Below are 13,726 nucleotides of genomic sequence, written 5' to 3'. Positions count from 1 at the left end.
CGTTCCGCGACCAGCGAACGTCAACCCGCCCGCGATGTCGGAGGTCCGGGAGAGGATGTCGGCATGGCCGACGTGCTCGACAGATTCGGTCCTGCGACGCAGGACTGGTTCCGCGGTGCGTTCTCGGCGCCCACCACCGCCCAGAAGGGCGCGTGGGAGTCCGTGGCCTCCGGTCGCAATGCCCTCGTGGTCGCGCCCACCGGATCGGGCAAGACGCTCTCGGCGTTCCTGTTCGCGATCGACCGGGTGTTCCGCGAGAAGGCGCCCGAGGTCCCGGATGCCACTCCCCCGCGCCGCGGCGCGAAGAAGACGCCCACGCGCACCCGCATCCTCTACATCTCGCCGCTGAAGGCCCTCGGCGTCGACGTGGAGCGCAACCTGCGATCGCCGCTCGTGGGCATCGGCCAGTCCGCGCGGCGACTGGGCATCGAGGTCCCCGCGGTCACGGTCGGGGTGCGGTCGGGCGACACCACGTCGAGCGATCGTCGCAAGCTCGTGACCGATCCGCCCGACATCCTCATCACGACTCCCGAGTCGCTGTACCTCATGCTGACGAGCCAGGCCGCCGAGACCCTGCGCGGCGTCCACACCGTCATCATCGACGAGGTGCACGCGGTCGCCGCGACAAAGCGCGGCGCGCACCTCGCGGTGAGCCTCGAGCGGCTCGACGCGCTGCTCGACGCCCCCGCCCAGCGCATCGGGCTCTCCGCCACCGTGCGCCCGATCGACGAGGTCGCCCGATTCCTCGGCGGTGCGCAGCCGGTCGACATCGTCGCGCCGCGGGCGACCAAGGCGTTCGACCTGTCGGTCGTGGTGCCGGTCGACGACATGCTCAACCCGCCACCCCCACCGGGCTCCCCGGCGCCCGACGAGGCGGCCGACGGCGAGTGGTTCTCCGAGCGGCCCGAGAGCACCGAGATGTCCGGATCCGTGTGGCCGCACGTCGAAGAGGCGATCGTCGACCGCATCCTCGAGCGCCGTTCGACGATCGTGTTCGCCAACTCCCGCCGCCTCGCCGAGCGGCTGACCGGTCGCCTCAACGAGATCTACGCCGAACGGCAGGGCATCGACGTGCCCGAGCCGACGGTTCCGGCGGCCACGATGGCTCAGGCCGGATCGTCCGCCGGGGTCGCCGCGATCCTCGCGAAGGCCCACCACGGCTCCGTGTCGAAGGAGCAGCGCGCCCAGGTCGAAGACGAGCTGAAGTCGGGCACACTCCGCTGCGTCGTCGCCACGAGCAGCCTCGAGCTCGGTATCGACATGGGTGCGGTCGACCTCGTCATCCAGGTCGAGGCACCGCCGAGCGCCGCATCCGGTCTCCAGCGCGTCGGCCGGGCCGGGCATCAGGTCGGCGAGGTCAGCCGCGCCGCTCTTTTCCCCAAGCACCGCAGCGACGTCCTGCACACCGCCGTGGTCACCGAACGGATGTTGTCGGGCAAGATCGAGGCGATCTCGGTTCCCCAGAACCCGCTCGACATCCTGGCTCAGCAGACGGTCGCCGCCTGCGCCCTCGGGTCGATCGACGTCGAGGAGTGGTTCGAGACGGTCAAGCGCAGCGCGCCGTTCCGCTCGCTCCCGCGGTCGGCGTACGAGGCGACGCTCGACCTTCTCGCCGGCCGCTACCCGTCGGACGAGTTCGCCGAGCTGCGTCCGCGGCTCGTGTGGGACCGAGACGCGGGCACGCTCACCGGACGCCCCGGCGCGCAGCGGGTCGCCGTCACGAGCGGCGGCACGATCCCCGATCGCGGCCTGTTCGGCGTCTTCGTCGCGGGCGAGTCGCAGAACGCCCGCGTCGGTGAACTCGACGAAGAGATGGTCTACGAGTCGCGGGTGAACGACGTCTTCACCCTCGGCACCACGAGCTGGCGCATCGTCGAGATCACCCACGACCGTGTGAACGTGCTCCCCGCCTTCGGGCAGCCCGGGAAGCTGCCGTTCTGGCATGGCGACGGCCTCGGCCGGCCGGCCGAGCTCGGTGAGGCGCTGGGCAAGTTCTCGCGCGACATCGCCGGAGCCGACCAGGCGAAGGCCGAGGAGCGGCTGCGGCAATCAGGGCTCGACGACAACGCGATCACGAACCTGCTCGCCTACCTCGCCGAGCAGCGTGAGGCCACCGGCAGCCTCCCCACCGACCGCACGCTGACCGTCGAGCGCAGCCGCGACGAGGTCGGCGACTGGCGCATCATCCTGCACTCGCCCTACGGCATGCAGGTGCACTCGCCGTGGGCGCTCGCGGTGAACGCGCGGATCCGCGAACGGCTGGGCGTCGAGGGGGCCGCCGTCGCGAGCGACGACGGCATCATCGCGCGGGTTCCGGATGCCGCGGCCGAACCGCCGGGCGCCGACCTCTTCGTCTTCGAGCCCGACGAGCTCGAGCAGATCGTCACCGACGAGGTCGGGGGCTCGGCGCTCTTCGCGTCCCGGTTCCGCGAGTGCGCCGCCCGCGCCCTGCTACTTCCGCGTCTGAACCCGAACCGCCGATCACCGCTCTGGCAGCAGCGTCAGCGCTCGGCTCAACTGCTCGAGGTGGCCCGGCGGCATCCGTCTTTCCCGATCATCCTCGAGACGCTGCGCGAGGTGCTGCAAGACGTCTACGACCTCCCCGCCCTCCTGCGCGTGGCACGGCAGATCGGCGAGCGGCGCATCCGACTGGTCGAGACGACCACCAGCCAGCCCTCGCCGTATGCGCGCGACCTGCTGTTCGGGTACGTCGGCGCGTTCATGTACGAGGGCGACTCGCCACTCGCCGAGCGGCGAGCGGCCGCACTGTCGGTCGACCCCGCGCTGCTGAGCGAGCTGCTGGGCAAGGTCGAGATGCGCGAGCTGCTCGATCCCGACGTCATCGCGCAGTTCGAGCGCGAGGCGCAGCGCCTCGATCCGGATCGCCGGGCGCGCGGGGTCGAGGGCGTGGCCGACCTCCTGCGTCTTCTCGGACCTCTGGATGCCACGGAGGTCGCGGCCCGTCTCGAGGGGGAGTCGCCGACCGAGGCTTCGGCCCATCTGCGGGCGCTAGTCGAGGAACGGCGTGCCATCCCGGTCACGATCGCCGGCGTCTCGCGCGTCGCGGGCATCGAGGATGCCGGGCGCCTGCGCGACGCGCTCGGCGCGGCGCTCCCGGTCGGCATCCCGAACGCGTTCCTCGAGCCGGTGGCCGACCCGCTGGGCGACCTCGTGGCCCGATACGCCCGGACGCACGGGCCGTTCACGACCGACGCGGTGGCCGAGCGTCTCGGCGTCGGGGTCGCCGTCGCCCGTCTCACGCTGCAGCGCCTGGAGTCGCAGGGGCGGTTGGCGAGCGGTTTCTTCCTCCCCGAGGCGGCCGGCGGGCGTGGCGACGACACCGAGTGGTGCGACACCGAAGTCCTTCGGCGGCTGCGGATGCGCTCGCTCGCGGCGATCCGCGGCAGCGTCGAGCCCGTGCCGCCGTCGGCGTACGCCCGGTTCCTGCCCGTGTGGCAGCACGTCACGCGGCCGCTGGAGGGCGTCGATGGAGTGCTGGCGGTGGTCGAACAGCTCGCGGGCGTGCCGATCCCGGCGAGCGCATGGGAATCGCTCGTGCTGCCCTCCCGCGTGGCCGACTACACCCCCGCCCTCCTCGACGAGTTGACCGCGACCGGCGAGGTCGTGTGGTCGGGGCACGGCACGCTCCCGGGCCGGGACGGGTGGATCGCCCTGCATCCCGCCGACGCCGCGCCCTTCACGCTGCAGGATCCGGACGATCCGGAAGATCCCGCCCCCGACTCACTCGAAGCCCGACTGCTGGCGGCGCTCGAGGGGGGCGGCGCCTACTTCGCGGCGCAGCTGAAGCAGCTCACGGGCGCGGAGAACGAGCAGTCCGTCAACGACGCGCTGTGGGCGCTCACCTGGGCGGGACGCATCACGAACGACACCTTCGCACCGGTGCGGTCGCTGCTCGGCGGCGGCGGTCAGGCGCACCGGGTCGCGCGCCGGGCTCCCCGCGCGCGCATGTACCGCGGAGCGACCCTGCCGCGGCCGACTGCCGCTCCCCGTCCACCGTCGCTCGGCGGGCGCTGGTCGCTCCTCCCCGATCGCGAACCGGACGCCGCGGCGCGGGCGACCGCGACGGCGAGTCTGCTCCTCGACCGGTACGGCGTCGTCACGCGCGGCGCCGTGCAATCCGAGGGGGTGCCGGGCGGCTTCGCGCAGGTGTACCGCATCCTCGCCGGCTTCGAGGAGGCCGGGCACTGCCGCCGCGGCTACGTGATCGAGAAGCTCGGTGCCGCGCAGTTCGCGGCGTCCGCCACCGTCGACCGGCTGCGCGAGTTCGCCGCGGTCGCCGACCCACCGCCGCTGCGGACCGTCACGCTCGCGGCGACCGATCCGGCGAACCCCTACGGGGCGGCGCTCGGCTGGCCGGCGCTGGAGCGGGTGACCCACCGCCCGGGACGGAAGGCGGGCGGCCTCGTCGTGCTCGTCGACGGCGAGTTGACGCTGTACCTCGAACGCGGCGGGCGCAGCGCCCTCGCCTTCACCGACGACGAGGCACGGCTGCAGGCCGCCGCGCGCGATCTGGCCGAGACCTCGCGGCGCCGGCGCCTCGACACCCTCACCGTCGAGCAGGTCAACGGCGAGTTCGTCTACGGCACGGCTGTCGGCCGAGCCCTCCGCGAGGCGGGATTCGTCGAGTCTCCGCGCGGACTCACGCTGCGGCGCCTCACCGCCGGCGACACCCTGCGCGAGGCGGCCCGTGCCTGAGGGCGACACCGTCCATCGTGCGGCGGCGAAGCTCTCCGCCGCGCTCGCGGGCCGTGAGGTGACCAGGTTCGACATCCGCGTTCCGGGCAGCGCGACCGCCGATCTGCGCGGCGAGACCGTGCACGAGGTCGTCGCGCGCGGCAAGCACCTGCTCGAGCGGATCGGCGACTACACGCTCCACTCGCACCTGAAGATGGAGGGCCGCTGGGACGTGTATCGCCCGGGCGAGCGATGGCGACGGCCGGCATTCAAGGCCCGGGCGATCGTCGGGGTCACCGGGGTCGACACCGTCGGGTTCGACCTCGCGATGGTCGAGGTGCTGCCGACTTCCGACGAGGACCGGGTCGTGGGGCACCTGGGGCCCGACCTCCTGGGCCCCGATTGGAACGAGGCCGAAGCCGTCCGCCGGGTGTCGGCCGACTCACGCGCGGCCCATGTCGCGTTGCTCGATCAACGCAACGTCGCCGGCTTCGGCAACGTGTACGCGAACGAACTGCTGTTCGTCCGCGGGATCGCGCCGACGACGCCCGCGAACGAGATCGACGTGGCGGCGACGATCGCGCTCGGACACCGGATGATCCACGCGAACCTCCCGCGCGCCGAGCGCACCTTCACCGGCGACAGCCGCCCCGGCCGACGCATGTGGGTCTACGGCCGCGACGGGGCGCCGTGCCGGCGCTGCGGAACCCCCATCCGGGCGACCACGCTGGGCGCGTCGGCGACGAGCGAGCGCAACGTGTTCTGGTGCCCCACCTGTCAGCCCGGATGACTCGGCGCGCGGCCCCGCGAGGGCGATTCGCAGCGGGTGCGACCGCGCGGGAACAGTGAGACATTTCCTCCTCGCTGTCAACCCGCCGTCTCCGGATGCACGAGCATGCGACAACGGTCTGAGACAAACCGGCGCAACGGAAAATACCGTGATCCGGCGGGAATCCGCCGGGGTGTCCGCGCCGAACAACCATGCACGGGAATGAGAACGCACCCGGATCGGTTGTCACACAAGTCGGCTCACCCGAGAGCCGATCGGAGGGGATCGTGGGAAAGAACTACATCGACATCGAGAACGACCACGGCGAGACGCTGCGTTACCGCAAGCACGTCAACGGTCGTGGACTCGTCGCGCACGGCGCGAAGGTCCACCCGTCGGCACTGGTGGAGAACGGCGCGTACGTCGAACCCGGAGTGCAGATCGCGGCCGGTGTCCGTGTGGGCCGCGGCGCCTGGATCGAGTCGGATGCCGTCATCGGGCCGGAGGCGCACATCGAGCCGCACGCGCACATCTGCTCGGGCGCGGTGATCGGCGCCGGCGCGCACATCGGCGTCCGCACGCAGGTGGGATCGAACGCCCGCGTGGCGGTCGGCTCGCTCATCGGGGACGACGAGGTCATCAACGACGGCGAAGCCGTCGCGACGGACCGACGAGGTCTTCGCCTGGCGGCCTGAGGCACACGCCTCGAGGCATCCACCACCCGCACGTTCTTCGGAACGTGCGGGTTTCGCCTTTTCCGCGGCGGAAACTGCTTCGACGTCGAGAAGAATCACGCCGAATTCGGTTCGACGTCGAGCAGTCTCCCGGCCGAGAATTCTTCGACGTCGAGATTCCCGACGGCGATTCCCTCGACGTCGAAGAAGTCAGGCCAGCAGCGTCAGGACGAAGCCGATGAGCGGGAGCGTGCCCTGGATGGCGGCGGGACGCAGGTACTTCCGACCCGAGGTGATGAGCACGAGGGCCGCGGCGAGCATGGAGCCGAGGGCGAAGAGCAGCAGGGTCCGTCCGGCCACGTCGCCGACACCGTTGACGGCCCAGAGCACCACGCCGATGCCCGCGCCGATCGCGAGGAAGAGGTTGTAGAACCCCTGGTTGTACGCCATGGGCTTGGTCGTGTCGGCCGCGTCCTGCGAGGTGAGGCCGAAGATGCGCCACACGCTGGGGTGCGACCAGCGCACGCTCTCCAGCACGAAGATGTAGACGTGGAGCAGGGCTGCGAGCCCCGCGAAGACGAGCGCCAGGATGCCGAGCATGCCTCCACGTTAGCCTGGGGGCATGGCGAAGAGCGGGAACGGATCACGGGGTTCGCGCGGGGGCGCGGGACGCCCGCGGTCCGGGGCGTCGGCGCGTAAGCCCGCCCCGGCGCGCAAGAACACCGCGGTCCGAGTGCCTCGCCCGCCGTCACCGCCGGCCGCCGACCTCGCCCGCACTTTCACCCTCGGCGCGGTTCCGGGCGCGACGCCGGGCAAGTGGATCGGCGTATGGCGCGACCGGATGCCGCACGTGACTCTCGACCTGCGCGAGATCGCGGTCTCCACGCAGCGCAGCGCGCTCGACGCCGTCGATGCGGCTCTCGTCCGCCTCCCGATCGACGGTGCCGACGACCTGCACGTCATCCCCCTGTACGACGAGCTCCCCGTCGTCGTCATGTCGACCGAATCGGCCCTGACCGCGGCCGACGAGGAGATCACCGCCGCCGATCTCGCCGGTGAGGTCGTGATCGTCCCCGCCGACGACGTGCTCGGCGCGCGGATCGCGGATGCCGTCGCCCCGACGTTCGCGCCCCCGGCCGACACCGCCGAGGCGATCGCGACCGTGGCCGCGGGGGTCGGTGTCGTGATCGTGCCGATGTCGCTCGCGCGGGCGAACCAGCGCCGCGACGTGGAGTACCGGGTGCTCGCCGACGGCCCCGTGTCGACCGTCGCGCTCGCGTGGCGGCGCGACGCGACGACGGAGGACGTGGAGACGTTCGTCGGTATCGTCCGGGGCCGTACCGCGCGCTCGTCTCGCTGAGTCGCGCCCGACCGCCTCGTCAGCGCGCGGTCGTGCGCCGCACGTCGTCGACGGTCGCGCCGCCGCGCAGTCCGCGAGCCCGCGCGGCGCGCAGCACCGCCGCGGCGTCGACGGCCGTGCCCTCGGCCAGGGCGTGCAGGTCGACGCGCACCGGGATGGGCAGACGCTTGCGTTCGCGATCCCGACGGGCGGCGGCCGCCGCGTCGGATTCGTCGACCTCGTCGCCGGCGAGAGTGCGGACGGTGAGCCCGCAGCCGAGATCCGCGGCGGCGGCGCGCAGGTGGGCGACGACGTCGCCGAGGTTCTCGACGTCGGTGACGAGCAGTGTCGCGGTGGTCATACCTCCATTGTCGCGGGAGGTCACGCCCTGGGGGCGTGCGTCCGACACGCATAGAATCCCTGGGTGACCGGTCGACTCCTCTACGTCTGCGCACGTCCGCAGCGCGAGGCGGCCGTCGCCGAATGGGCATCGTTCCGCGACGGGCTGGGCGTGACCGACGACGACCTCGTGCATCACGATCTCGTCCGTACACCGCTCCCGGCGGACCTCGAGCGGTACGCCGGAGTCGTGGTGGGGGGCAGTCCGTTCAACGTGACGGACCCGGACAAGACCGATGAACAGCTGCGCCTCGAGCGCGACCTGGAGTCCCTGGCATCCGCGGGGCTGGAGGGACGGACGCGAACGCTGTTCACGTGCTTCGGGATCGGCGTCGTCACGCGTCTCCTCGGCGGCGTCGTGACCCTCGATCACCCCGAGGGCACCGGTCCCGCCGAGATCGCGCTGACGGACGACGGAACGCGCGACGAGCTGTTCGGCATCCTGAACCCCCGTTTCGAGGCTCTCACCGCACACAAGGAGGGGACCGCGGTCGCGCCTCCGGGTGCGACGCTGCTCGCGCGCAACGACGACTGCCCCGTTCAGGCCTACCGGGCGGGCGCGGCCCTGTGGGCGACGCAGTTCCACCCCGAGCCGACCGCGGACGCCTTCGTCGCGCGGATGGCCGTCTACCGCGCGGCGGGCTACTTCGACGCCGACGCGTTCGACGAGGTCGCCGCGCACGTCCGCACCGCGTCGGTCGATCAGCCGACCCTCCTGCTCCGCACGTTCGCCGCCCTCGCGGCCTGACCCGCGGCCCCGGCGCGAGTCCGACCGCACGACGGCTCGAGGCCTGTCAAGCCGGAGCGGAGAACTGGCTAGCTTATCTAGTGTTCTCTCTATGAACGCGAGAGATCACGTCACGAAGACCACGCGCGGCTCCGACCTCGGGCGCCAGATCGTCGTCCTGTCCGCCCTGTCGTTCATGCTGATCGCGGCGGTGATCGGGGCGGGGGCCTTCGGCAACACCGCCGTCCAGGACCAGCAGGGCGGCGCCCTCAACACCGACGGTTCGTATCTGGCCCCGGCCGGGCCGGCGTTCTCGATCTGGTCGGTCATCTACCTCGGGCTCATCGCCTACGGCGTCTGGCAGGCCCAGCCGCGCCAGCGCGCCTCCGACCGACAGCGCGCGATGGGCTGGCCCATCGCCGTCACGATGGTGCTCAACGGGCTGTGGCTGGTGGCCGCACGCTTCGGCACCCTGTTCCTCACGGTCGTCGTGATCGTGCTGCTGCTGATCGCGCTGGGCTGGGCGTTCCGCACGGCGGTGCACACGCGCGATCCGCGCGGGGGCGTGGTCGACTCCGTCCTGATCGACGGGGTCACGGGGCTGCACCTCGGCTGGGTCACCCTCGCGACCGTCGCCAACACCGCGGCCTGGCTGACCACGGTCGTGCCGCCGTCCTGGGAGGGCGCGGCGAGTGCGATCGGCGTCACGGTGCTGGTCGTCGTCGCGCTGATCGGCCTCGCCATCGCGTGGCGGAGCGACTGGCGGGTGGCGCCGGCGCTCGCCCTCGCGTGGGGACTGTCGTGGCTCGCCGTGGAGCGCCTCACCGGATCGCCGACGAGCACCCCGATCGCCATCGCCGCGATCATCGTCGCGCTGATCGTCCTGCTTCCGCCGGCGGTCGTGTCGGGTCTGCGCCTCATCCGCCCGTCGGTCGACTGACGCCGCGGGACGCGAGCCCCCGCGTCAGAGCGCGGGGGCCGCGATCGCGCTGCCCCCGGCGGGCACGGTGAGCAGCCCGTCCGCGAGGACCGTCCCCTCGACCGTGGCGAGCAGCACACCGGAGCCGGAGGCCACGGGCACCGCCGCCTCGGCATCCGAGAGGTTCACGACCACGACGAGGTCGCCGCGGTGCAGCTCGTACACGCGGCCACCGGCGGCGTCGAGCGCCCGTGCGGACAGACCCGTGCGGGAGGGATCGGTCAACTCCGGCCGCTCCCGCCGCAGGCGTGCGAGTTCGCGGTACAGGCCGAGGAGGAGAGCGTGGTCCTCGCCCTGGAGTTCCGACCAGTCGAGCTTCGACCGGTGGAAGGTCTCGGGATCCTGGGGATCGGGGACGACCGATTCGTCCCACCCCATCTTCTCGAACTCGGCCACGCGACCCTTCGCGGTGGCCTCGCCGAGCTCGGGCTCGGGGTGCGAGGTGAAGAACTGCCACGGGGTCGTCGCGCCCCACTCCTCTCCCATGAACAGCATCGGCGTGCCGGGGGCGGTGAGGGTGAGCACGGCCGCGGCGGCAAGACGGTCGAACGGCAACGACTGCGAGAGGCGATCGCCGGCGGCCCGGTTGCCGATCTGGTCGTGATCCTGCGCGAAGGTCACCAGGCGCCAGTTCGGCACCTCGGCGGGTACCGGGTGGCCGTGGGCGCGACCGCGGAACGTCGAGTAGGTGCCGTCGTGGAAGAACCCGCCCTCGGAGACCTTCTCGAACGCCTCGATCGCGGCGAAGTCCTCGTAGTAGCCGATCGTCTCGCCCGTGAGCGCGACATGCGCGGTGTGGTGCCAGTCGTCCGACCACTGCGCGGTGAGTCCGTACCCGCCGGCCTCTCTCGGGAGGATCAGTTTCGGATCGTTCATGTCGCTCTCGGCGATGGTCGTGAGCGGGACGCCGCGATGCGCCGAGAGGGCATCGGTGCGCTCCGCGATCTCGTGCAGCACGTGCACCGGGCGCTCGTCGAGCAGCGCGTGCACGGCATCCAGGCGCAGCCCGTCGACGTGGTAGTCGCGCATCCACATGAGCGCGTTCTCGACGATGTAGGAGCGCACGGCGTCCTCGTCGAGATTGATCGAGTCGCCCCACGTGTTGCGGCTGCCCTCGCGCAGGTACGGCCCGAACTCCGGCAGGTAGTTGCCCGAGGGTCCGAGGTGGTTGTAGACGACGTCCTGCACGACCGCGAGCCCCGCCGCGTGGGCGGCATCCACGAACCGCTGGTAGGCGGCGGGACCGCCGTACGCTTCGTGCACGGTGTACCAGAGCACGCCGTCATAGCCCCAGTTCCAGACGCCGTTGAAGCCGTTGACCGGCAGCAGCTCGACGTGGGTCACGCCGAGGTCGACGAGGTGGTCGAGGCGTCCGATCGCGGCATCCAGGGTGCCCTCGGGGGTGAAGGTGCCGAGGTGCAGTTCGTAGATGAGGCCGCCGGCGAGCTGCCGCCCCGTCCAGGCGGCATCCGTCCAGGAGAAGGTCGACGGGTCGAACCACTCGGATGCCTCGTGCACACCCGCGGGCTGCCGCCGCGAGCGCGGGTCGGGGCGCAGGTCGTCGCCGTCACCGAGGACGAAGCCGTAGCGTTCGCCGTCGGCGAGGACGACGGGGGCGGTCCACCATCCGCCGGACAGCGGCTCCATCTCGATGTCATCGACGACGGTGTCGCCGCTGTCGTCGAGCCGGCGCAGTCGCACCCGCTGCACCTTCGGCGCCCAGACGTCGATGCTCATGTGGTCGTTCCTTACGCGTGAGGGATCAGAAGATCAGCAGGGCCACCGGGTACACACCCAGCAGGTCGGCGAGGGGCGTGGGACCGCCGGCGAAGGCACGACCGGTCAGCACATCGATCACCGGCGTCTCGGGCAGCAGCACCACGGTGTCGCGCCATCCGCCTGCCGCCGCCAGCCCGTGCGGCAGACGGGTCGCGACCGCGAACACGCCGCCGCGGTCGAACGCCACGACGTGATCGGATGCCACGCCCGCCGCCTCCAGCGGACGGTAGATCTCGAGCGGGTGCTCGCGGCGCAGGCGCAGCGCACGAGAGGTCACGAGCATCTTCGCCGCGCCCGTGGCATCCACCGCCGGAGGCCTCGCCCCGGGCGCATCCAGCGACGCGAGCAGCCGGCGCCGCTCGGCGAAGTCCACCGCGCGACGGTTGTCGGGGTCGACGAGGGACTGCTCCCACAGCTCCGAACCCTGGTAGACGTCGGGCACGCCCGGCCCCATGATCTGCAGCAGCTTGGCCGACAGGCCGTTGGACCAGCCCGCGGGGGAGATCTCGTCGACGAAGGCGCGGACGCGCTCGGCGGCGGGACCTGTGGCCGCGTCCACGACCGCGTGCATGCGCTCCTCGAACGCCTCGTCCTGCTCCCACCAGCCCGTGACCTCGCTCGCCTCGCGTGCCGCCTTCTCGGCGTACGCGTGCAGGCGCTCGCGATAGTCCTTCAGCCCCTCGGGGGTGGATGCCGACGCGGGCCACGCCCCGACGATCGCCTGCCACAGCAGCGCGTCGAAGGGCCCGTGACCGGTCGAGGCGATCCCCCGGAACTCGTCGAGCACCTCGGCCCACCGCGCGGGGATCTCCGCGAGCACCGCGATGCGGGCGCGCGTGTCCTCGCCGCGCTTGGTGTCGTGCGTCGACAGCGTGGTCATGGCGGTGGGCCACGACGCGTGCCGAAGGGCCTGCGCCGTGTGGAAGCCCGCGACGTCGAGGGAGAACTCCCCCGGGTCGCCGCCCACCTCGGTGAGCGACCCCAGCCGGGTGTAGCGGTAGAACGCCGTGTCCTCTACGCCCTTGGCCATGACGGGACCGGTCGTCTGCTGGAAGCGCCAGGCCACTTCGAGACTCGCGTCGGCCAGCACCGGGACAAGCTTCTCGATCACGTCGCCGAGCTCGGGACGGCGCACCTCGGCCTCGCCCGCGGCGGCGTCGAGGTGCGCGCGACCGGCGGGCAGGTACGAGCGGTAGACGGGGAAGCAGGCCAGGATCTCGGCGAGCGCGTCCTGAAGGACGTCGGCTCCGAACTCCTCGCGGAGCTGCGCGGGGAGCCCCCGCACCAGTCGACGGATCTCCGACACCTGGATCGAGTCGGCGATCCGGCGCTTGGTGTCGTGGATGAGGTCGTGCCAACCCGTGAGGGCGGGCAGGCCGCTGTCGGCGCGCAGCCGCGCATCGAGCGCGTCGAGCGCCGCCTCCCCCGCGGGGTCGGTGAGCACGCGGTCGATCTCGGCGAGCGCGTCGTATCCGGTCGTCCCGGCGGTCTTCCACCACGACGGCAGCGCTTCGCCGTGTTCGAGGATCTTCTCGCCGAGCACGTAGCCGACCTCGCCGTCGCCGGCCTCCTCGAGCGCGACGGCGAGCCGGTCGAGGTACCCGCCCGGGTCGACGAGACCGTCGGGGTGGTCCACGCGCAGGCCGTCGGCGATGCCCTCGCGCACCCACCGCAGGATCTCGGCGTGGGTGGCGTCGAAGACCTCGGGGCGTTCGACGCGGACGCCGGCGAGGGTCGTGACGGCGAAGAAGCGACGGTAGTTCAGGTCGGCGGCCTCGTCCTGCCAGAACCGCAGCTCGAAGTTCTGCGCGTCCAGGAGCGCCCGGATGTCCGCGGTCGCGGTCCCCGGCGCCACCGGGAACACGTGGTCGTAGTAGCGGATCAGGCCGTCGGGGGCGTCCGCCGCGGGCGTCGGGTCGTAGGAGATCTCGTCGATCACCTCGGCGAGGTCGGCGCCGAGCACGGGCACGCGCACCTTGCCGTTCCCGAACTCCCAGTCGATGTCGAACGCGTCGGCGTGGGCCGAGGCGCGCCCCTGCCGCAGCACGTCCCACCACCACGCGTTCGCGCGCGGCTCGGACACGCCCATGTGGTTGGGCACGATGTCGATCAGGATGCCGAGCTCGTCGGCGCGGGCGGCTGCGGCGAACCGCGCCAGCCCCTCCGCGCCGCCGCGCGCGGGGTCGACGCGCGTGACGTCGACGACGTCGTAGCCGTGATCCGACCCGGGCGTCGCCTCGAGCAGTGGCGACAGGTACGCCCACGACACCCCGAGGTCACGGAGATAGCCCGTGACCTCGGCGGCGGTGTCGAGGGGGAAGGATTCGCGGATCTGCAGGCGGTAGGTCGAAAGCGGATGCCGCAT

General features: G+C 72.1%; 10 protein-coding genes. 6 read left to right on the top strand and 4 right to left on the bottom strand.

Features of this window, described 5'->3' with window-relative positions; translation table 11 throughout:
* Positions 1 to 63: 63 nt before the first annotated feature.
* The 3 genes from BGO45_RS15190 (at position 64) to BGO45_RS15180 (ending at position 6,159) form a co-directional block, all read left to right on the top strand.
* Complete coding sequence (locus tag BGO45_RS15190; protein ID WP_292695746.1) at positions 64 to 4,716, top strand: ATP-dependent helicase; 4,653 nt, start codon at positions 64 to 66, stop codon at positions 4,714 to 4,716.
* Positions 4,709 to 5,485 (top strand): DNA-formamidopyrimidine glycosylase family protein, encoded by a 777-nt coding sequence (locus BGO45_RS15185; RefSeq protein WP_292695743.1) that lies wholly within the window; start codon positions 4,709 to 4,711, stop codon positions 5,483 to 5,485. The genes BGO45_RS15190 and BGO45_RS15185 overlap by 8 nt, the downstream gene beginning before the upstream one ends.
* 266 nt (positions 5,486 to 5,751) lie before the next feature.
* Positions 5,752 to 6,159 (top strand): transferase, encoded by a 408-nt coding sequence (locus BGO45_RS15180; protein ID WP_076491546.1) that lies wholly within the window; start codon positions 5,752 to 5,754, stop codon positions 6,157 to 6,159.
* Between the two features lie 189 nt (positions 6,160 to 6,348).
* On the opposite strand, the gene BGO45_RS15175 is transcribed toward BGO45_RS15180, so the two are convergent.
* A complete protein-coding gene (locus BGO45_RS15175; RefSeq protein ID WP_292695741.1) occupies positions 6,349 to 6,738 on the bottom strand; it encodes a DUF1304 domain-containing protein in 390 nt (129 codons plus the stop codon).
* Positions 6,739 to 6,760: 22 nt separating this feature from the next.
* On the opposite strand from BGO45_RS15175, the gene BGO45_RS15170 reads away from it, so the two are divergent.
* Positions 6,761 to 7,498: a LysR substrate-binding domain-containing protein gene (locus BGO45_RS15170; protein WP_292695738.1), complete on the top strand. Its 738-nt coding sequence runs from the start codon at positions 6,761 to 6,763 to the stop codon at positions 7,496 to 7,498.
* A 19-nt stretch (positions 7,499 to 7,517) separates the two neighbouring features.
* On the opposite strand, the gene BGO45_RS15165 is transcribed toward BGO45_RS15170, so the two are convergent.
* A complete protein-coding gene (locus BGO45_RS15165; protein WP_292695737.1) occupies positions 7,518 to 7,838 on the bottom strand; it encodes a hypothetical protein in 321 nt (106 codons plus the stop codon).
* A gap of 63 nt (positions 7,839 to 7,901) precedes the next feature.
* Here BGO45_RS15165 and BGO45_RS15160 point away from each other — a divergent pair, with 63 nt between their 5' ends.
* Positions 7,902 to 8,624, top strand: coding sequence for a GMP synthase (locus tag BGO45_RS15160; protein WP_292695736.1), 723 nt, complete (start codon positions 7,902 to 7,904; stop codon positions 8,622 to 8,624).
* Between the two features lie 91 nt (positions 8,625 to 8,715).
* On the top strand, positions 8,716 to 9,543 hold the full coding sequence (locus BGO45_RS15155; protein ID WP_292695734.1) for a tryptophan-rich sensory protein: 828 nt from the start codon (positions 8,716 to 8,718) through the stop codon (positions 9,541 to 9,543).
* Positions 9,544 to 9,567: 24 nt separating this feature from the next.
* Here the strand turns inward: BGO45_RS15155 and treZ are convergent, their stop codons facing one another.
* Together treZ and treY are read right to left on the bottom strand one after the other, a co-directional pair.
* Positions 9,568 to 11,319 (bottom strand): malto-oligosyltrehalose trehalohydrolase, encoded by a 1,752-nt coding sequence (gene treZ / locus BGO45_RS15150; RefSeq protein WP_292695731.1) that lies wholly within the window; start codon positions 11,317 to 11,319, stop codon positions 9,568 to 9,570.
* A gap of 25 nt (positions 11,320 to 11,344) precedes the next feature.
* Positions 11,345 to 13,726, bottom strand: a complete 2,382-nt coding sequence (gene treY, locus BGO45_RS15145; RefSeq protein WP_292695729.1) for a malto-oligosyltrehalose synthase — start codon at positions 13,724 to 13,726, stop codon at positions 11,345 to 11,347.

The sequence above is a fragment of the Microbacterium sp. 71-36 genome (assembly GCF_001898305.1).
Taxonomy (GTDB): domain Bacteria; phylum Actinomycetota; class Actinomycetes; order Actinomycetales; family Microbacteriaceae; genus Microbacterium.
This window is presented reverse-complemented; position numbering and strand designations above follow the sequence as displayed.

What these genes read in the sequence shown, in the direction of transcription:
- BGO45_RS15190 (WP_292695746.1), top strand. Translation starts at nt 64, where the DNA reads ATGGCCGACGTGCTCGACAGATTCGGTCCTGCGACGCAGGACTGGTTC.
- BGO45_RS15175 (WP_292695741.1), bottom strand. Translation starts at nt 6,738, where the DNA reads ATGCTCGGCATCCTGGCGCTCGTCTTCGCGGGGCTCGCAGCCCTGCTC.
- BGO45_RS15170 (WP_292695738.1), top strand. Translation starts at nt 6,761, where the DNA reads ATGGCGAAGAGCGGGAACGGATCACGGGGTTCGCGCGGGGGCGCGGGA.
- BGO45_RS15165 (WP_292695737.1), bottom strand. Translation starts at nt 7,838, where the DNA reads ATGACCACCGCGACACTGCTCGTCACCGACGTCGAGAACCTCGGCGAC.
- BGO45_RS15155 (WP_292695734.1), top strand. Translation starts at nt 8,716, where the DNA reads ATGAACGCGAGAGATCACGTCACGAAGACCACGCGCGGCTCCGACCTC.
- treZ (WP_292695731.1), bottom strand. Translation starts at nt 11,319, where the DNA reads ATGAGCATCGACGTCTGGGCGCCGAAGGTGCAGCGGGTGCGACTGCGC.
- treY (WP_292695729.1), bottom strand. Translation starts at nt 13,726, where the DNA reads ATGCGGCATCCGCTTTCGACCTACCGCCTGCAGATCCGCGAATCCTTC.